This is a genomic window from Marinobacter fonticola, from assembly GCF_008122265.1.
In the GTDB taxonomy this organism is placed as follows: Bacteria; Pseudomonadota; Gammaproteobacteria; order Pseudomonadales; family Oleiphilaceae; genus Marinobacter_A; species Marinobacter_A fonticola.
Window position 1 is genome coordinate 3,068,527 of the sequence record NZ_CP043042.1, and the last position, 19,112, is coordinate 3,087,638.

Below are 19,112 nucleotides of genomic sequence, written 5' to 3' on the forward strand. Positions count from 1 at the left end.
ACGCGTCTATTGCCTCAGGGTGCTGAGAGCACACGAGGTAGGACCCAGGCACAAGGTATGACGGTGAAACCTGATCTGACATTGCCCGAGCAAAAAATAGCCAACTTATCCTTCTGCGATGCGACACCGAAGTCCTTCGCCAGATGGATCGGCGCGCTTCCGATTGCCAACGTTGGCGAAACATCGCGCCAGCTCTACCACGCTATTATCGAGCTCAACCAGTTGTTTATCGCCCCCCAGCAGCGTCTGCAATTGCTGGAATTGATTCGGCCTCGCATCAATTTTGTCTGCAAGGAGCTGTCGCGCCACTACCTTGGACTCGCCATCGCCCTACCGGAAAAGCAACGCAAAATTGCCAATCTATCCCAGGCTCTGCAGCTCCACCTGGCCAGCGGTTACAAAACCACGCTGATCGAGCTTCTGGACGCCGGTGCCCTGGACAAGAATCGCAAAGCGATTACAGCGGCCTGTCATCGCGTCATCAGTGATTTGGGTTACACCATCCTGCGTGCACATCAGCTCTATTGCCCGAGCCCGGCAAGGAGCTGGCTGGAAAGCCACCGGGTTTACCGTTTTGCCTTGCGCAACAACCTTCTGGAAACACCTGTCGAAGACGAAACGTTGATGCATCGCAAGTCGAGTACTGTCGCCGATGCTTATAAGCGTCTTCTATTGCTGGGTTGTGCTCGCCCTAACCAGTTGCGGCAGAACGAATTATTACAGGCCTACGAACTATTCGAGGTCTGGACGGATCGTACGAGCTGCAGCAGCAACAACGTCGATCAAGCCCTGTTTCTGGTGCACACAGAGCGCGATGCCGCTCCGATCTACAGAAGCCTGGTAGAGCAGGACCAGATTACGGGCGACTGCTTCGGTTTCAGTTCCGTGGACCTCTCCGGACATATCGGCGAACACCTGAGTAAGCCGGCACCGGAAAGCGATCTCCCTTTGCCGCTCAGCGTTTCGGACAACCTCCTCACCCACCTAAGCCAAGCGCTGGGCATTCTTACCAAGCGCAATTTCAAGCGCGTGAGCACCCAGGGCAACCTCCAGGTCTGCGTCGGCCTGACTGCGGCTCACTATTTCATAGCTGGCGAGAAGACCTTCAAGCAATTCATTGCCAGCGGCGACAACGAACAGGAGGGCGACAACAACCTCTTCCTGAAACAGGCCCGGCGCCGCAACGATGCCTGGGCGGACGCCCACGATGCAGGTCCGTCCAGGGATTTCTCATCCTCTGCGGATACCCCGATTGCGTTTCGCGGGACCGGCGGCTCCGCTCGCCTGGACGAAAACCGCAGCGACCGGCCCAAGACATTCTCCTCGCCACTGGTCAATACCAGTCCTGGCGGCTACTGCGTTAGTTGGGAAGGCGAAATGCCGCCCTCGCTGCAGGCGGGCGAAGTACTCGCGGTACGCGAACAAAGCGCCCACCCCTGGAGTGTGGCCGTGGTGCGCTGGATAAGACAACTGCGCAACCAGGGTACTCAGATCGGCATTGAGCTGCTGGCGCCCAGCGCCTCGCCCTGCGGTGTGCGCCTGATCCAGAAGATAGGCAATTCCAGCGAATATCTGCGCGGCCTGCTGCTGCCGGAAATAACCGTTATCGGCCAGCCCGCCACACTCATTACCCCGCGCCTCCCATTCCAGCAAGGCAGCCGCATTGTCCTGCGCCAGGGCGACCGGGAGGATAATGGCCAACTCTCCAAACGGCTATCGGCCACCGGCAGCATCAGCCAGTTCGAGCTCCGCCTGCAAAGCCGGACTAAAAGCGCCGACAGCAAACCATCGGGCCCCGGCGGCCACACCGGCGAGGACGAATTCGACTCTCTCTGGCCTTCCCTGTAAGCTTCTCAAGCTGTTGCAAGGGTATCGTGAGCGCGATTGAGGTTGAGCAAACCCGTCATCACCGCCTAGAATCGGCTAAGCTCTATACAGGGCGTCGGTTTCAATCAACCGACGGCCCCATAAAGCTAAGGGGTTGTACCTGATCCCTGCCCAAGTCGCGTTAACGCCGGCAGGATTAAGGCATAATTCGACTTCGATACCCGAATTCAATTGCCTCTTCCGTGAAGGATTCACGGGATGCCGGCTGCGCGAGATGGTTTACGAATGCAGAAGAAGAATACGACGGTTCATCTGCTGATCCTCGATCCTTCCCAAAACGATGCCGAAGTACTGGTCAGCCTGTTGAGAAACTCCGGCCGGGCGACCCGGGCCCATCGAGTCACTTCCGAGGAAGATCTTGAAGAAGCGCTGAGAACCAGTCATTGGGACCTGATGCTGGCCCGGGACCTGGACGATCAGGCAGTCTCTCCCGATGCTGCTTTGGCGCTCATCAAACGCCTGGACAAAGACATCCCCTTCATCCTGCTAACCACCGAATTCAACCGCGAACGCAGCGTTCAGGTCATGAAGGCCGGCGCCCAGGCCACAGTGCCGGGCGATTACAACGACCTCATCATACTGACCGTCAACCGCGAACTGGACAGCCTGGCCGCACGACATCAGCGCCGGGTGCTCGAGTCGCACTTGCGCGAGTCCGAGCAGCGCTGCCAGCTCTTGCTGGAAAGCTCCAAGGACGCCATCGCCTACATCAACGATGGCATGCATATCTATGCAAACCAGTCCTACATGGATTTCTTTGGCTACGACGATATCGACGACATGATCTGCGTGCCGATCCTGGACACGCTCGCGCCGGAGAGCCACGGCGACTACAAGGAATTCATGAAAGCCTTTGCCGAACACAAGGAAGACGGCATGGCCCTCAACTGCATCGCCAAACGCAGCGACGGCAACGAACTGAACATCGTGATGAAGGTCTCCGCCGCCACCTACGATGGCGAACCCTGCACGCAGATCGTCGTTCAGCCCGAACAAAACAACGCCGAACTCGAAGAGAAGCTTAAGCAAATCAGCACCCAGGATTTGCTCACGGGTCTCTATAACCGCCAGCATCTGATGGACGAGCTGGGCCATGCTATCGTCCGCGCCGGAGAGACCAATCAAACCGGTGGACTGGCCTATATCGCGTTAGACCACTTTGTGCAGGTGCGCGGACAACTGGGAATCGCCGGCGCTGATCTGATGCTGGGCGATGTCGCCAATTTGCTGCGCGACAAAGTAGAGGAAGGCATGACGCTGGCGAGATCGAGCGACGATGCCTTCTGTCTACTGGCACTGCCCTGCCAGGAAACCCGGATGGCCGAAATTTGCGAGTCAATCCGCAAAGCCATCGAAGACCATCTGTTCGAGATTTCCGGCAAGACGATACAGCTCACCGTCTCCATCGGCATCGCCGCGATCACGGAGAATGCTCCGAAAGCCCCGGATGTACTGGGTCGGGCTCACATGGCGTCCGCCGAGGTGCGCAAACTCGACGGCCATGAAGGCGGCAACGGCGTGGTAGTCTACAACCCCGCCAAGTACGAATCCCTGAACGATTCAAATTCAGTGGAGGCCATCCAGAAAGCGCTGGACGAAGACCGTTTCCGCTTGCTGTTCCAACCGATTATCAATTTGCGGGGCGAAGGCGAGGAACATTACGAAGCCTTCGTACGCATGCTCGATAAAGACGGCGAGGAAGTTTCGCCTTACGACTTCCTGCCGCCGTCCGGCCCGAGCGACATGGCCAGCAAAATTGATCGCTGGGTCATCTTGCAAACGATCAAGCACCTGGCCAGCCACCGCTCCAAAGGCCACGATACCCGGCTCTTCCTCAACGTGACCGGCGAAACCATCCAAGACAAAACGTTTACCGCGTGGCTCAGCGTCGCCCTTAAAGCGGTGCGCTTGCCCGGCGATTCGCTGATTTTCCAGCTCCGGGAAGGGGACGCTAACAATTACATGAAGCAAGCGCGGGAATTCGCCAAATCGCTACGCGAGCTTCACTGCAAGCTCTCCATCAGCCAGTTTGGCTGTGCACTGAACCCGTTTAACACGCTCAAGCATGTGGACGTGGATTACGTGAAGATCGATGGCTCCTTTACGGAAGAAATCCAAAAGAACGAAGATGTGAGAGAAGAAGTTAAGGAGATGGTTTCGGCACTGCAGAAGAACGGCAAGCTGACCATCATTCCGCTGGTAGAAAACGCTTCAGTGCTCGCGACTTTGTGGCAGGCTGGCGTCAATTACATCCAGGGCTACTACCTGCAAGCGCCGGTGCCGGAGATGGATTACGATTTCGGGGATCAGTAGGCCAGTTCCGTAGGTTGGGCTAACGAAGGCAGCCCAACACGATGCTTAACCGTCGATGGGTTGGGCTTCGCAAGTTCAACCCAACCTACCGATTCCCCGACCGAGTTACTCTGCCTTGAAAAACTGCCCGGTATCGCTCTCCCTGAAACCAATCAGGTATAGAATGGCATCCAGACCCAGCGTGGAAATCGAGTGCCGCGCGGACTCTTTGACCAGCGGCTTGGCGCGGAACGCAACCCCCAACCCCGCCTGACTCAGCATCGGCAAATCATTGGCACCGTCGCCCACGGCGATCACTTGCTCCCGGGAAACGCCCTCCCGCTCCGCAATCTCCACCAACAATTCGGCCTTGCGCTGACCATCGACAATACGGCCCGAGACATCGCCGGTGACCTTGCCGTCCTTGATTTCCAGCTCGTTGGCGTAGACATAGTCAATTCCCAGACGCTGCTGCAAGTGGCGTGCAAAATAGTTAAATCCACCGGAGAGAATGGCCGTGCGGTAGCCCAGCGCCTTCAGGCTGCGAATCAAATCCTCTGCGCCTTCAGTCATTGTCAGGCGGTCGGCGATAGACTGCAGAACGCCTTCATCGAGGCCCTTGAGCAACGATAGGCGCTCGGTAAAGCTCGCGCTGAAGTCCAGCTCTCCCTGCATGGCCCGCTCGGTGATCTCTGCGACCTGCTCGCCAACCCCCGCTTCACGCGCAAGTTCGTCAATCACTTCCGCCTCGATCAAGGTGGAATCCATATCGAACACCACCAACCGTCGGCTGCGACGGAAGATCGTATCTTCCTGGAACGCAATATCCACGTTCATTTCGCCGGCAATGCGTAGGAAATCGGTGCGCAGGGTTTCCAGATCCTGAGGCGTGCCGCGCACGGAAAATTCGACGCAGGCGATACGGTTATCCGCCGTATTTAGCGAAGGCCGCGCCGACAGCCGCGTGATATTGTCGATATTCAGCCCATGCTGGGCGGTGACCGCCGAGACCTTGGCAATCTGCTGGGCCTTAATGTCGCGCGCCAGCAAGGTGACGATATAGCAGGCCCGGTTTCGGCCCTCAGCCCACTGCTGGTAGTCCGCCTCGGTGATGGGCGCGAAGCGCACCTGCAAATCCAGCGAATGGAGTCGAAACAGCAAGTCGCGAATCACCGGCGGTGCATTCGCCTCGTCCGGAATTTCCGCGAGAATTCCCCAGGTGAGATGATCATGGATGACCGCCTGGCCAATATCGAGAATGCGCACGTCGTAACGCGCCATGATACCGGTGATTTCGGACGTCAGCCCCGGTTTGTCACGGCCGGATACGTTGATCAGAACCAGTTCACTCACCGTCTGCCGTTCCTTCTTCCGCTGCACTTTCAGTCACGGGAGCATCAGCCACCGGAGCAGCAGTCACGACTTCCAGGGCATCTACGCGTTGGAGTCCACGCGGCAGTTTATGCCCACGACGGCCGCGTTCGCCGATGTAATGCTCAAGATCGCTGAACTGCAGCGTCATCTTGCGTTTACCGGCCTGGACCACCAACTGATCCGCTGGACGGAAGACGCAAACCGAGACGACAAACTCCTCGCGCGTCTGAACTCTCGCCGAGGGGATGGAGATAATTTTGTTTCCTTTACCCTTGGCCAGTTCGGGCAGTTCGGCCAACGGGAACACCAGCATGCGGCCCTCATTGGTAATCGCGCCGAGGTGAACGTCCTCTCCTTCCGGCACCATGATCGGCGCCATGACCCGCGCGCCTTTCGGCACCGAGACGATGGATTTACCGTTGCGATTCTTGCTGATCAGATTGTCGAGGTTGGACACGAACCCGTAGCCGCCATCGGTCACCAGCAATACACGCTGACGCGGGTCGCCCATCATAACCCCGGCGAAAGAGGCACCCGGCGGCGGATTGATGCGTCCCGTCAACGGATCGCCCTGCCCGCGGGCAGACGGCAGGCTGTGCGCCATCAAAGCGTACGCGCGGCCGGTCGAATCGAGGAAAATGGCTTGCTGGTTGTTGCGCCCCTTGGCAGCCAGTGCGAAGCGGTCGCCCGCCTTGTAGCTGAGCCCTTCCGGATCGATGTCATGCCCCTTGGCGGCGCGAACCCAGGCCTTCTCCGATACGACGACAGTCACCGGGTCGTTGGAAACCAGATCCACTTCACTAAAGGCCCTGGCTTCCTCGCGCTGGACAATGGGGGAACGGCGGTCGTCACCGAACGTTTCGGCGTCGGCCTGGAGTTCGGACTTAATCAGGTCGCGGAGCCTGGATTCGGATCCGAGAATAGACTGCAAATGATCGCGCTCCTGGGACAGCTCATCCTGCTCTCCCTTGATCTTCATTTCTTCGAGTTTGGCCAGGTGCCGCAATTTCAGTTCAAGAATGGCTTCGGCCTGTTCCGCACTCAGGTTGAAGCGGCGTATAAGCTCGGCCTTTGGTTTGTCCTCGTAGCGGATGATCTCAATCACCTCGTCGATATTGAGGTAGGCCACCAGCAAGCCTTCGAGGAGATGCAGGCGAGCCAGCACCTTATCCAGACGAAACTGCAGCCGCCGGCGCACCGTCGTCGTGCGATAGGTCAGCCACTCAGTCAACAGCGTGCGCAGGTCCTTGACCTGAGGACGGCCATCGATGCCGATCATATTGAGGTTAACCCGGTAGCTCTTCTCCAGATCGGTGCTGGCAAACAAATGCGTCATCAATCCGTCGAGATCGACCCGGTTGGAGCGCGGCACGACGACCAGGCGCGTGGGGTTCTCATGATCAGACTCGTCACGCAGGTCCGCGACCATCGGCAGCTTCTTGGTCTGCATCTGATGAGCAATCTGTTCCAGAACGCGGGCGCCGGAAACCTGGTGCGGTAGTTCGGTGACCACGATCTCGCCGTTGTCACGCACCCATTTGGCCCGCATGCGCAGTGAGCCGCGGCCGGTCTCGTAGAGTTGGCGAATGTCTTTGCGCGGGGTGATGATTTCTGCCCGTGTGGGGAAATCCGGCCCCTTGATATGCTCCAGCAATTGCTCGGTGCTCGCTTCCGGCGCATCGAGCAGACGAATACAGGCGGCGGTGACTTCACGCACGTTATGGGGGGGAATATCCGTTGCCATGCCCACGGCGATGCCGGTCGTGCCATTGAGAAGCACGTGCGGCAAACGCGCTGGCAGAGTCGAGGGCTCATCCATGGTGCCATCGAAGTTGGGCACCCAATCGACCGTCCCCTGCCCCAGCTCACTCAGCAGAACCTCGGCAAACGGAGCCAGACGCGACTCGGTGTAGCGCATCGCGGCAAACGATTTGGGGTCGTCCGGAGAGCCCCAATTGCCCTGGCCGTCGATCAGCGGATAACGGTAGGAAAAAGGCTGCGCCATCAGCACCATCGCTTCGTAGCAGGCACTGTCGCCGTGGGGGTGGAACTTGCCCAGCACATCCCCGACCGTTCTCGCCGACTTTTTGTACTTGGCGGTCGCTTTGAGCCCCAGCTCCGACATTGCATAGATAATTCGGCGCTGCACCGGCTTCAGACCGTCGCCCACATGGGGAAGCGCGCGATCCAGGATGACGTACATGGAGTAGTCGAGGTAGGCCTTCTCCGTGTAATCCCTCAGCGCGACGCGCTCAAATCCTTCGTCGGTCGTCTGAAATTCAGCCATATCGGCCCCTTTTCCTAAAAATTTTCGATCGGATCGTCCCAACTAGTGCGCTAGTAGTTCGCTAGTAGTGCGCTAGGGCAATCCTGGTAAGGGAATCTCCGGATGGGGTCCGGGGCTCCCGACAGCAAGCGGCCATTATAGGAAGGCCGCGGCTAACACACCAACTCTTCGCCGCTTTTGCGCCAAAGATTACGGATGGTTGAGCCAAAAATCAGGGATGGAATAGCGGAATCCACGAATGGAGGGTCCCGGGTAGGCTCACTATTCTCTATCTCGTGGTCGAGACGAAGCCGGTTTCGATTTGCAGACCGGCATCCGGACAAACCCGGCCCAATCCGCAACAGGCGCAGCGGACGCGTCGTCTACAGAGAAGGGTGATCCTCGTTCCTATGCAGACACACTCGCTGAAACTGACTTTGAAAGCCTGCGGCCGCGCCGTACTGACCGCCTGTATCAACGCAGGCCTCGCGCTGGCTCTTATGTTGCTGGTCGAGTTCGCCATCAGCGGCAGTCTGATTCTGGCCGAACCCTACCTGTATGCCGGGTTGCTGATTTGGATCGTCGTGTTTACCGGACAGATGTTCCGCCAATACCGCCTCTGCCATTGCCAACGGATTGAGCAATAGCCCGCTAGCCCCATCCTAAACTGAGCTCAGCCACAAAATCCGACGATTTCTCCCATAGTTGCTACTCTCATCTATGTAGCTTCCGTTTTAAGCGCTGGGAGAATAATAATGAACGTCATTCGCAAACTGGGCCTGAAAACCAAGATCGTCCTTCCGTTTGCCTTGACCGCTCTGGCGATCATTGCCTTGGGCATCGTCAACCTGCTCACGACCTATGGACTGGTCCAGGATACCGATCGCGTCGCGCACAACTACCTGCCCTCAGTGAGTGCTGCGCTCAATGCCGACCGAGACCTTTATCAAGCCTATACCGCTCAACAGAACCTTATTTTCGCCGCCCAAGCCGGTGAGGATACCCAGGCACTTCTGGCCGAATACGAAGAGAATGCCCAGCAAGCCTTCGACCGAATGGATACGGTACGCAACCAGCTTTCTGCCGATGGCGTAGAGCAGCAACTCGGGGGGGTTGAGAGCGCCTATGATCGCTGGAAAGGCGCCGCCGATGAAGTTAATGCACTTGCGGTGGCCGGGGAACTGGCACAGGCCCGGAGCACCATGGCCGGTAGCGTCTTGCCGTTGTTCTCCACCTTGAGGGACTACTACGACGTCGCGGGCGCCTTTGCTGACGAAAGGGCTCTGGCAACGGCCGAAGGCGCGACAGCGGCAGGCTACCAAAGCATGACGGCAACCGTTGTCGTTACGATCATCGTATTGGCTATCAGCGGTTTGATCTTTTTTGTTGCGACGCGTCTGATTATTGGATCGATCAGCGAACTGCGCTCGCGCCTGGACGATATTGCCGAAGGTGAAGGCGACCTGAGTAGCCGCGTGCCGGTCGAATCCAATGACGATCTGGGCCGTCTCGCGAACAGCTTCAATGCCGTACTGGGCAATCTGCAGAGCATGGTGAGTGAGATCAAGGGACTAGCCGGGGAACTGAACCGCGGCGCAGAGAAGCTCGACCGCGCCGCTGCCGAGAACCGCGACGGTATCAGCCAACAGACCGATGCCATCACCCAGGTGGCCACCGCCATCAACCAAATGCAGAGCGCCATTGAAGAAGTGGCCGGCAACGCCGGTACCGCAGCGGATGTCACCCGTAGCGGCCAGGATAATGCCCAGTCCGGCGCTCGCATCGTGCGCAATACGTCGGAGGAGGTTCATCGACTGTCTGATCAGATCGAACAAGCCGTTGGCGTTATCCGTAAGCTATCGGAGGATTCCACGAACATCAGATCGGTACTGGATGTGATTCGCGGCATCGCCGAACAAACCAATCTTCTAGCCCTGAATGCCGCCATCGAGGCCGCCAGGGCCGGGGATCAGGGCCGTGGCTTCGCTGTCGTCGCCGATGAAGTCCGCACGCTGGCCCAGCGCACCCAGGAATCCACCACGGATATCCAGTCGATGATCAGCACCCTACAAACCGGGGTTTCCGATATTGTGTCGGTGATGGAGAGCGGCAACGAGCAGGCCGCTCAAACCGTTAGGCTATCGAGCGAGGCGGAGCGCGAACTGGGGGCCACCATTCTGCAGGCTATGAACAGTATCAGCGATGTGAACGCAAGCGTTGCGTCCGCCACGGAAGAGCAGACGCAGGTAGTGGACGAGATCAATCGCAGCATCACGCGTATCAACGATCTGGCGCAAAACAGCGACGAGCGGTCGGTCGAGATCAACCAAATCAGCGAACTGCTTGCAGGCTATGCACAAACCCTGAATACACACGTCGGTCGCTATCAGGTCTGATGGTCGTGGTCAGCCCGAGCGGTTTGTGGTGGCGACCTGCCAAGCCAAGCCAATCAGGTTGCGAGACCTACAAAATTAGCGGCCATCAAGGCCAGTAAAACAACGGTCAAACTCAAAGTAACGAATCGAAGCGATCGATTGCGCCGGACGCGCTCCATAACACCTTCCTGAAAATGAAAAACACCGCCAATTTATACCAGGCGGTGTTTTCCATTCAAGCACTGTGAAAGACTGATTTCACGGCTTGGGCTGGCAGCGGCGGTTATTGCCGCACGCCCTCGATGGAGATAATCATTTCCACCGTCTTCGAAGCCGGCCCCAAGTCGGTCGGGATTCCCCAATCCGCCAGCCGTAGCTCGGTATCCGCCTCAAAGCCCATGCGGTAGCCGCCCCAGGGATCTTCGCCGTGGCCGATCATTTCCGCGTCCAGGGTGATCTCGCGTGTCACGCCGCGCAGCGTCAGGTCGCCGACGATTTCAGCTTCGCTCTTGTCGTCTTCATCGACAATGATCCGCTTGCTCTTGAACGTGGCTTCGGGAAATTCGTCAGAGGCGAGAAAGTCATCGCTCCGCAAGTGCTTGTCACGCTCGGCATGATTGGAATCCACGCTGCCGGTGTCGATAGTCACCTGAACGGAGCTCTCCGAGGGATTGGCTGAGTCGTAGTCAAACTGTCCGTCGAATTCGTTGAAACGCCCGTACAGCCAGCTATAGCCAAGGTGTGAAATCTTGAACATCACGAATTGATGGGCGCCTTTTTTATCGAACGCATAGGTGCCATCCTGCTCCGCCGCTTGAGCACCGCCAGCCATAATGGCCATGGATACGGCAGAGGAAATTGCCAATTTTTTCAACATGCTAGTTCTCCTTTTCCCGGCCCGGATGGACCTCATGTTAAACGACTCAAGTGTCACGAAGATCGCGCATTGCGATCCTTCAAACCAACCATGCGTCGCAGTGTTTCGTCACGATCGATCAAGTGATGCTTAAAGGCCCCCAATGCATGGACGCCAGCCAGGGCCACCAACGCCCATGTCGACCAGTAGTGCACGTCACCGGCGATGTCTTCCATCCCCTGCTGACGTCCCGTGACCGACGGTACGGTAAACCAGTTGAACACGTCGATGCCCGAACCGTCCGCCGTCGGGATGAGGTAGCCGCTCACTATGGCGACAAATGTCACGATATACAGCAGGGCATGAGCGATATGGCCGCTGAGTTTCTCCCAGGCCTTGTGTGAAGGCAGCGTAGGGGGTGGCGGAGATATCAGGCGTAACGCAACCCGGAATACCATGACTCCTAACAACAGTAGGCCAATGCTTTTGTGGATGTGGGGAGCAACACGATACCACGTGTCATAGTAGGTCAAGTCGACCATATAGAAACCAAGGCCGAAAAGACCAAAAATGGCGACCGCAACCAACCAGTGCAAGATGATAGTGGCCCATCCGAACGTTCGGTCATCATTGAACAGCGCCTTAGCCATTTGCGTTTCAACTCCTGTTAAGCAGCATTTCAGGCAGAAGTACTCGCCGTCTCGACCGTCGTCAAACAATAGCGCCCATACTAAGAACCGGCACCGGGACCGCCAACCAAAATATTCTGTCCCTGTTGTTCAGAAAAACTGTTGGTGCTCAAAAGAATGAAAGAATGGATGGATCAGCTACCGGGCATAAAGTTCCGATAGATTCACATCGCCAGGTTTTCATGGTCGCAAATCTGTAGGCCGAGTTTTCACACCACCTTGGTCGAATAGGGCTAATACTGATTGTTGCCTATGCTTATTAACGCCATAGTTAAAAGCCATCCTGCTTCTCGGCATTGCTGAGACAGGTTCCCGCACAGGCGTAAGGAGCGTAAATCATGGAAGTCGAATTCGACGAAGACGTTGTAGTCCCCAGCAACAACTAAAATAGTCCCAAGCAACTATTAAATCCGTATACCCTAAAATAGTACCGAGCAACCGCTAAAGCAGTACCGATCAACGAGGAATAGCACCAAGCAGCAATGAAAAGCCGTATTTAACAGCGTCTGTTGGCGGCCAGAGATTGAGTGTCGGCATCCGGTATCCAGTCCACTCATGCACCTGTCCATAATGACAGCTCATGCAGTTGTATAAGCGACTGATCGAACGGACATTTTTAACTCGGTTTTACTGTTGTCGCTGGCTTTGGTCTGCAAACTTTGGCATTCTGCTTTACGTGGATAGCTGACTAACGACGCTATTCATTGAACGCCTGCACCCATAACGATCCAGTAGTCTTTCATCCAAGGATCGATGGCGGCAGGTTGCCCCTAACGCGTGCAGTAGCTTCGATGTCGACGAGTGTTCCACACCATAGCGGCGATCCCGAGCTGGAGATCCTGACTCCCATGCTCGACCGCCATCCTCAAGGATGGTCGGCCAGTTTCCAGGGACTCACCCTGCGCACGGCTCTGCAGCCCATTTTCAGTATTTCCCATAAACGTATCGTCGGCTATGAAGCGCTCATTCGCGCCTTCGATAACGACAACGCCAGTGTCCTACCGATCCACCTGTTTCAGCTTCCGACCAGCGATCCCGAAAATGTGCTGCTGGACCGCCTCTGCCGCTACCTTCATATCCAGAACTTCGCGGGGCTTCAGGATGACGTCAACTGGCTTTTCCTCAACGTTTCCCCCCGGGTGGTCGCCACCGGCAAGCGTCACGATTCGTTTTTTGGCCAACTGTTGTCGCGCATCGGTTTTCCGCCCCACCGGATTGTGGTGGAAATCGTTGAACAGCCCACGGACGACGCTGAGCAGTTGCGGGACACCGTGGCTTACTACAAGCAATTGGGCTGTCTGACCGCCATCGATGATTTTGGCGCAGGGCATTCCAATTTCGAGCGCATTTGGAACCTGGCACCGGACATCGTCAAGCTCGACCGGCAGATCCTCACTCGCGCTACAGACGATAAGCGTGCCCGGCAGATCCTCAACGGCATCGTTTCGCTGCTGCACCAGTCCGGTTGCCTTGTGCTTTTAGAAGGCGTGGAAACCCGCGATCAGGCCATGATCGCCATCGATGGCGGGGTCGATTTCGTGCAGGGCTTCTTCTTCCAACGCCCCGGACTGGAGCTGGATGAGGTCATAAAATCAGCGACGGACTTCGACTCGCTACTGACCGACTACAAACGGAACAGCCAGGACGCGCTAGACCCCACCCATGAAATTGGCCAGTTCTTCGAACAGCGTTTTGCCATCGCCGCAGAGGCCATTCGCCATGGCAAATCGTTCAGCGACGCCTGCCAAGCGCTGACCCGGCACTACACCGTATCGCGCTGCTACCTGATCGATGACAAGGGCGTGCAAACGGAAGATACATTGAATGCAGATCGCCTGATTGAGTGCTTCGACCCGCGCTTCCGGCCGCTCGAGAATACGACCAACGCCGACTGGTTCCGCCAGCACTACCTGCGCCAAGCCCTCAACCAGCCCGATCACCTGCAAGTCACCCGCCCTTACCTCTCGGTAACGGGCGCCTACATGTGCGTCACCTTATCCCTGGCGTTCTATCGCGGCGACGAACTGAAAGTGCTTTGCTGCGACATCCTCGCACGCTGAAGAAGCTAACACGCTGAAAACGCTGAAAAAAGTAGAAGCCAAATAGCCTCGAGCACCATGAAGAATGCGGTTAGGATGGCCGGTTAGACCGGCACGTCCGCCATGTTGCCGTAGGTTTCGAGCCAGGAGCGGCGATCGGAAGCGCGCTTCTTGCCCAGCAGCATATCCATACGCTCATCGGTACCGTCGTTATCTTCCAGGGTCAGCATGACAAGACGGCGGGTATCCGGCGCCATGGTGGTTTCACGCAGCTGCAGTGGATTCATTTCGCCCAGCCCTTTGAATCGGGTGACGGAAATCTTGCCTCGACGCTTCTCCGCCTCGATGCGGTCCAGAATGCCCTGCTTCTCGTGTTCGTCCAGGGCATAGAAGGTTTCCTTGCCCAAATCAACCCGGTACAGCGGCGGCATCGCGACGAAGACATGCCCGGCAGCCACCAGCGGCCGGAAGTGCTTAACGAACAGCGCACATAGCAGCGTGGCGATATGCAAACCATCGGAATCCGCATCCGCCAGAATGCAGATTTTGTTATAGCGCAGGCTTTCCAGCTTGTCCGATCCGGGATCCACACCGATGGCCACCGCAATGTCGTGCACCTCCTGGGAAGCCAGGATTTCACCCGAATCCACTTCCCAGGTGTTGAGGATCTTGCCTCGCAGCGGCATCACCGCCTGGAACTCGCGGTCTCGCGCCTGTTTGGCGGAACCACCGGCAGAATCCCCTTCCACCAGAAACAACTCCGACCGGTTGGCGTCCGCCCCCGAGCAATCCGCCAGCTTGCCGGGCAAAGCCGGTCCCTGAGTGACCTTCTTTCTGGCCACCTTGCGGCTGGCCTTGAGCCGGCGCTGGGCATTGCTGATGAACAGCTCGGCCAGCGCTTCGGCAATATCGGTGTGCTGGTTGAGCCAAAGACTGAACGCGTCCTTCACCACACCCGAGACGAAAGCAGCCGCCTCGCGGGAAGACAGTCGTTCCTTGGTCTGGCCGGAGAACTGCGGGTCCTGCATTTTGAACGACAGCACGTAAGCGCACCGGTCCCAGATATCTTCCGGCGACAAGCGTACACCTCGCGGCAACAGGCTGCGGAACTCGCAGAATTCCCGCATAGCCTCAAGTAGTCCGGTCCTCAGACCGTTGATATGCGTACCGCCCTGGGCCGTGGGGATGAGGTTGACATAGCTCTCCATCAGCGCCTCGCCCTCTTCGGGCAGCCATTGGATCGCCCAGTCCACCTCTTCGGTATTGCCCGCCATACGCCCGGTAAACGGTTCGGCGGGAATCAGCTCGATATCCGCCAATGCGGACCGCAGGTAATCGCGCAGTCCGTCTTCGTAATACCACTCGTCCTTGTCGCCGGTAGTTTCCTGTAGAAAGGTGATGGTCAGCCCTGGGCATAGAACCGCTTTGGCGCGCAGATTGTGGCGCAATCGGCTGACGGAAAACTTGGGGCTATCGAAGTACGAAACGTCCGGCATGAACTTCAAGCGGGTACCGGTATTGCGCTTGCCGACGGTATCGACCACTTCCAAATCGGTCATTTTTTCGCCATTGGCGAACGTCATGCGATGCAGTTCGCCGTCGCGCTTGATCGACACTTCCAGGTGAGTGGAAAGGGCGTTGACGACCGAAACACCCACACCGTGCAAACCACCGGAGAAATTATAGTTGCCCTGGGAGAACTTGCCGCCGGCGTGCAGCCGGGTCAAGATCAGCTCGACACCCGGTACGCCATGTTCCCGGTGTACATCGACCGGCATGCCGCGGCCATCGTCCTCGACCGAGAGCGATCCGTCCGCATGCAGGACCACGTCGATGCGGCGGGCGTGGCCAGCCAGGGCCTCGTCCACACTGTTATCGATAACTTCCTGAGCCAGATGGTTGGGCCGCGAGGTATCGGTATACATACCCGGCCGCTTACGAACGGGATCCAGACCGCTGAGGACTTCAATGGCGTCGGCGTTGTATTGTTTCTGGCTCATAGGGCGTCAGCTGCTCTCAATAAACTGCTATCGGGAATGACGCCCATAGCTTAGGGATTCACGGGCAAAGTTCAACGGTTCTTTTGTTGTGCCCGGAACCTAGGCCGTGCGGTTAATTCGCTGATCTAGCCTCAGGGATGTTCCCGGGAAATCGGAAACGGCGCTTCCCCGGCAACGGTGACTGTTTTCCAGCCCGTGGACGGCAGCTCGAATACGATACAGGGGGTGGTCAACGCCTGGGTTACCATCGCGTCGGCCGCTGGCCGTCTTACCTTCACGCTGACTTTGAGCTGGTGCCCGTCCATTCCAGCGTTCTCGAAATCGACGCCGTAACCGCCGGTACGCTGCTGGCCCAGGCTCGCCACCATCAGCCAATGGTCAGATTCCTCCGGCCAGGCGGGCAATTGGGCGCCCAAACTCGACGATAGCTTTTGCCACTGAGCGGCATTCTCGACCAGCACCAACCCGGGTGCCGTCAGGCCACAGTGCGCAAGCGATGCCACGGGCCGGACCTCTTCGGTCACTGAATGAGATGCGCTGGACATGGAGGTGCATCCGGTCAAAAGTAGCTGACTGGCTAACAGGCCTGCCGCCGCTCTTGCGAACTTCATCGAGGGGCCTCCCTGCGTCGCTTCTCGTCAGGGAGTGTGGACAGCAATCGATAGCCACGGAAATCTGTCCTCGGCAACGAAGCGCTTTCCAGCGAGGGCCGGGTGTAGCTGGTCGTCAATGCGATGCCGGATAAAGGGCTATCACCTTTCACAACCGGCTGAGGCAGCCCATTGGTGGGATACTCGGCGCAGGCCTCTCCGGATTGGCAAATAAAGCCGTCGTTGTCCATATCGGTGCCCGCCACGAGAAAGTATTCGCCATTGGGCACCTCGTCGAATGCAAAGAGGTAGCGTCCATCCCGTGCCACAACCGTGGTCTGCGCAACGGGCTCACGGTTGTCGTCGGCGGTCACCAGCAGCACGAAATGTCGCCCGGCGTTGCGGGCGGCGGGTTGGTCGCCAAGCTGGACGTTAACGGGAATGGCTAAGGACTGCGATGCGCCCTCCGCGTTGTCGTATGTCACCGTAATTTCAGTCTGCGTAGCCGCAGACGCATCGAGAATGGACGCATTCAGGAGCAGCGCATCCCCGTTTCGCTGGGAGACATCGACATCGAGCCAGACGGGACTCGTCACGCCAACCGACGCGAGCACGGTGTCGGTGTCTTCCGCAGGCACCACCTCCAGCGCCAGCTGATCGGAGGTCACAGAACCGCCAAACTGAAGGGATGATGGCGACGCCGTCAGAAAAGCGCCCAGCCCTCCGGTCGTAACCGAATCCACGGCCTTAAGGGCGTTGATCAGACCCGCACCGTATTGATCGGCAGTGCCGACAGTATCGGTGAGAACACCCCGCCGGAGGAGTTCGAGAAATTCGGATTGGCTCAATCCGCCATGCTTTTGACGCATCAGCGCCAGCACGCCCGAGACGTGCGGCGCCGCCATCGACGTTCCCTGCAGTCCGGCATAAGCCGGAGTGAAAACGCCGCCGGTGTCCGAGCCCCAGGTGCTGATGATCACATCCCCCTGGCCATCGTTATTGCCATCGCGGGAGGCATCGCCGCCGGGCGCGACCAGATCCAGCCAGTCGCCGAAACTCGAGTAGCTGGCCCGCTGCCGGCCCGCATCGACAGCGCCGACGGCAATGGTGTTGTCGAAGGCCGCCGGATACACCCGCGCATTCGTACCCTGGTTACCGGCAGCGGCCACCACCAAAATGCCCGAGTCGACAGCTCTTTGAATAGCCGCTTCCAATTGCGCACTGTTCGCGTCGGTGCCCAGGCTCAGGTTCATCACATCCGGTTTCAACGTATTGTCCGGGGACGTTAAGGCATCGATCGCTGCGATGATGTCGCTCAGCGATCCCATGCCATCGAGGCCCAGCACCCTGATGGGAAGAATCGTCGCATTAGGTGCAACGCCCACCCCGCCCATGGTGTTGTCCAGCGCGGCGATGGTGCCCGCGACGTGGGTGCCATGGAACGACGTCGCATCGGCGCGGCCGTTGCCAGGATTTGCCGGATTACCGTCCCTTCCGGAAACGCCGTCAACATCCGCATCGCCGGTGACAAAGTCATTGATCGGAAGCACCAAAGCAACGTTATTGCCATTGGAGTTGCCATCATCCAGATCCGGGTGCCAGTTCCCAACGGTGCCGGGGGTCTCGCTGAATATCCCCGTGTCCAGCACCGCAACCCGAATCCCCTGCCCCGGCGTACCGACAGCCTGCCAGGCTGCAGGCAGGTTAATCAGTGGATAGCTCCATTGACGGGAATACAGCGGATCGTCATCCGCGGCGACCGCCAGGGCATGAAACTGATAGTTGGGCTCGGCGGCAACCACACCGGGCGCCTGCCGGAGTTCGCGAATCCATTCCAGCGTCTCCTGGCGAACGGTTTGCGAGGACGCCTGCACGCTACGATTAGAGCCCGTACGATTGACCAGCCATACGCCGCTGCCCAATGCGCGCGACGAGGCCACCGAAGGCAGGACCGTTGCGAGAGCGCTGACACCAGCGGGCGACGCCATGGTGATGACAGCTTCGTCGGGCTCGAACGCGGTATCCGGATAGCTGAAGGTGGCGGATGACGCCGATGCTGAATTGATACTGACAACATAGCGGAACGGCCCGCCGGAGAGGGCTTCAAGCTCCAAATCGTACACCTGCCTGGCGGAGCTGGAAGGTGGCCCGATACTGACAGCAGTAGCCGGCGTTAAAGGGCTGGACCCCACTTCGCCACCGCTTCCGGAGAGTGTTACCTGGCCTACCGGCGGGCTGGAAAGCCCCCCATCCGGCTCGAAGGCCTGCACATAGACGGTTTGCCCGCCTTCCAGCGCGAGCCGGAAACGGTCGTCCTGATCGAAATAGTAGACAAAGTCAGTATTGTAACGCCCTGACTCAGCACTCAAGTAGCCGCCGACCAGTGCGGGGCTGGGTAAATCCTGTGGGTCTGCCGAATTGTCACCGGCCTCGCGAAAGAGGAAATCCGTCGCGGTATCGCTATCGGACCGGGTGCGCGCCTCGATCTGGATGACGCCACTGAGGTCCGCTTCCGGCACTACCGGGGGCTCAACGACGTTATCACCGTCGTCACTGCTACCGCCGCCGCCCCCACAACCGGCTATTACCACCGTGAACAGGATTAGCGTTGGGACTACACTCGCGTAAGAACTGGACAACTGAATCACCTCCCCGCAAATTGGCTTATACGCTCCGGCACTTCAAACGTATCTATTTCAGACAGCCCTGTCTTGATCTTAGGTTAGCCCATAACCTAAAAACGA

12 protein-coding genes are annotated in these 19,112 nt (G+C 58.1%); 5 read left to right on the forward strand and 7 right to left on the reverse strand.

Features of this window, described 5'->3' with window-relative positions; translation table 11 throughout:
- Window positions 1-57: 57 nt before the first annotated feature.
- Together FXO11_RS13665 and FXO11_RS13670 are read left to right on the forward strand one after the other, a co-directional pair.
- Window positions 58-1,848 (forward strand): GTPase, encoded by a 1,791-nt coding sequence (locus tag FXO11_RS13665; RefSeq protein ID WP_148863490.1) that lies wholly within the window; start codon window positions 58-60, stop codon window positions 1,846-1,848.
- A gap of 264 nt (window positions 1,849-2,112) precedes the next feature.
- Window positions 2,113-4,200 (forward strand): EAL domain-containing response regulator, encoded by a 2,088-nt coding sequence (locus FXO11_RS13670; RefSeq protein WP_148863491.1) that lies wholly within the window; start codon window positions 2,113-2,115, stop codon window positions 4,198-4,200.
- A gap of 105 nt (window positions 4,201-4,305) precedes the next feature.
- Here the strand turns inward: FXO11_RS13670 and serB are convergent, their stop codons facing one another.
- Both serB and parC read right to left on the reverse strand, forming a co-directional pair.
- On the reverse strand, window positions 4,306-5,532 hold the full coding sequence (gene serB / locus FXO11_RS13675; RefSeq protein WP_148863492.1) for a phosphoserine phosphatase SerB: 1,227 nt from the start codon (window positions 5,530-5,532) through the stop codon (window positions 4,306-4,308).
- The gene (gene parC, locus FXO11_RS13680; RefSeq protein ID WP_148863493.1) at window positions 5,525-7,840 is read right to left on the reverse strand and encodes a DNA topoisomerase IV subunit A; all 2,316 of its coding nucleotides are present in this window, start codon (window positions 7,838-7,840) and stop codon (window positions 5,525-5,527) included. Before parC ends, serB begins: the two co-directional genes overlap by 8 nt.
- Before the next feature lie 389 nt (window positions 7,841-8,229).
- Between parC and FXO11_RS13685 the strand changes: the two genes are divergently transcribed.
- Both FXO11_RS13685 and FXO11_RS13690 read left to right on the forward strand, forming a co-directional pair.
- A complete protein-coding gene (locus FXO11_RS13685; RefSeq protein WP_227545907.1) occupies window positions 8,230-8,466 on the forward strand; it encodes a hypothetical protein in 237 nt (78 codons plus the stop codon).
- Window positions 8,467-8,574: 108 nt separating this feature from the next.
- The gene (locus FXO11_RS13690; protein WP_148863494.1) at window positions 8,575-10,215 is read left to right on the forward strand and encodes a methyl-accepting chemotaxis protein; all 1,641 of its coding nucleotides are present in this window, start codon (window positions 8,575-8,577) and stop codon (window positions 10,213-10,215) included.
- Between the two features lie 262 nt (window positions 10,216-10,477).
- Here the strand turns inward: FXO11_RS13690 and FXO11_RS13695 are convergent, their stop codons facing one another.
- On the reverse strand, window positions 10,478-11,071 hold the full coding sequence (locus FXO11_RS13695; RefSeq protein ID WP_227545908.1) for a YceI family protein: 594 nt from the start codon (window positions 11,069-11,071) through the stop codon (window positions 10,478-10,480).
- A gap of 53 nt (window positions 11,072-11,124) precedes the next feature.
- On the reverse strand, window positions 11,125-11,700 hold the full coding sequence (locus tag FXO11_RS13700) for a cytochrome b (protein ID WP_148863495.1): 576 nt from the start codon (window positions 11,698-11,700) through the stop codon (window positions 11,125-11,127).
- 830 nt (window positions 11,701-12,530) lie between these two features.
- On the opposite strand from FXO11_RS13700, the gene FXO11_RS13705 reads away from it, so the two are divergent.
- Window positions 12,531-13,799, forward strand: a complete 1,269-nt coding sequence (locus FXO11_RS13705; RefSeq protein ID WP_148863496.1) for an EAL domain-containing protein — start codon at window positions 12,531-12,533, stop codon at window positions 13,797-13,799.
- An 83-nt stretch (window positions 13,800-13,882) separates the two neighbouring features.
- Here FXO11_RS13705 and parE read toward each other — a convergent pair whose 3' ends face one another.
- From parE to FXO11_RS13720, 3 genes are all read right to left on the reverse strand, one after another.
- Window positions 13,883-15,778 (reverse strand): DNA topoisomerase IV subunit B, encoded by a 1,896-nt coding sequence (gene parE, locus FXO11_RS13710; protein WP_148863497.1) that lies wholly within the window; start codon window positions 15,776-15,778, stop codon window positions 13,883-13,885.
- Window positions 15,779-15,909: 131 nt separating this feature from the next.
- Window positions 15,910-16,389, reverse strand: a complete 480-nt coding sequence (locus FXO11_RS13715) for a protease complex subunit PrcB family protein (protein ID WP_148863498.1) — start codon at window positions 16,387-16,389, stop codon at window positions 15,910-15,912.
- The gene (locus FXO11_RS13720; RefSeq protein ID WP_148863499.1) at window positions 16,386-19,007 is read right to left on the reverse strand and encodes a S8 family peptidase; all 2,622 of its coding nucleotides are present in this window, start codon (window positions 19,005-19,007) and stop codon (window positions 16,386-16,388) included. The genes FXO11_RS13715 and FXO11_RS13720 overlap by 4 nt, the downstream gene beginning before the upstream one ends.
- Between the last annotated feature and the right edge of the window lie 105 nt (window positions 19,008-19,112).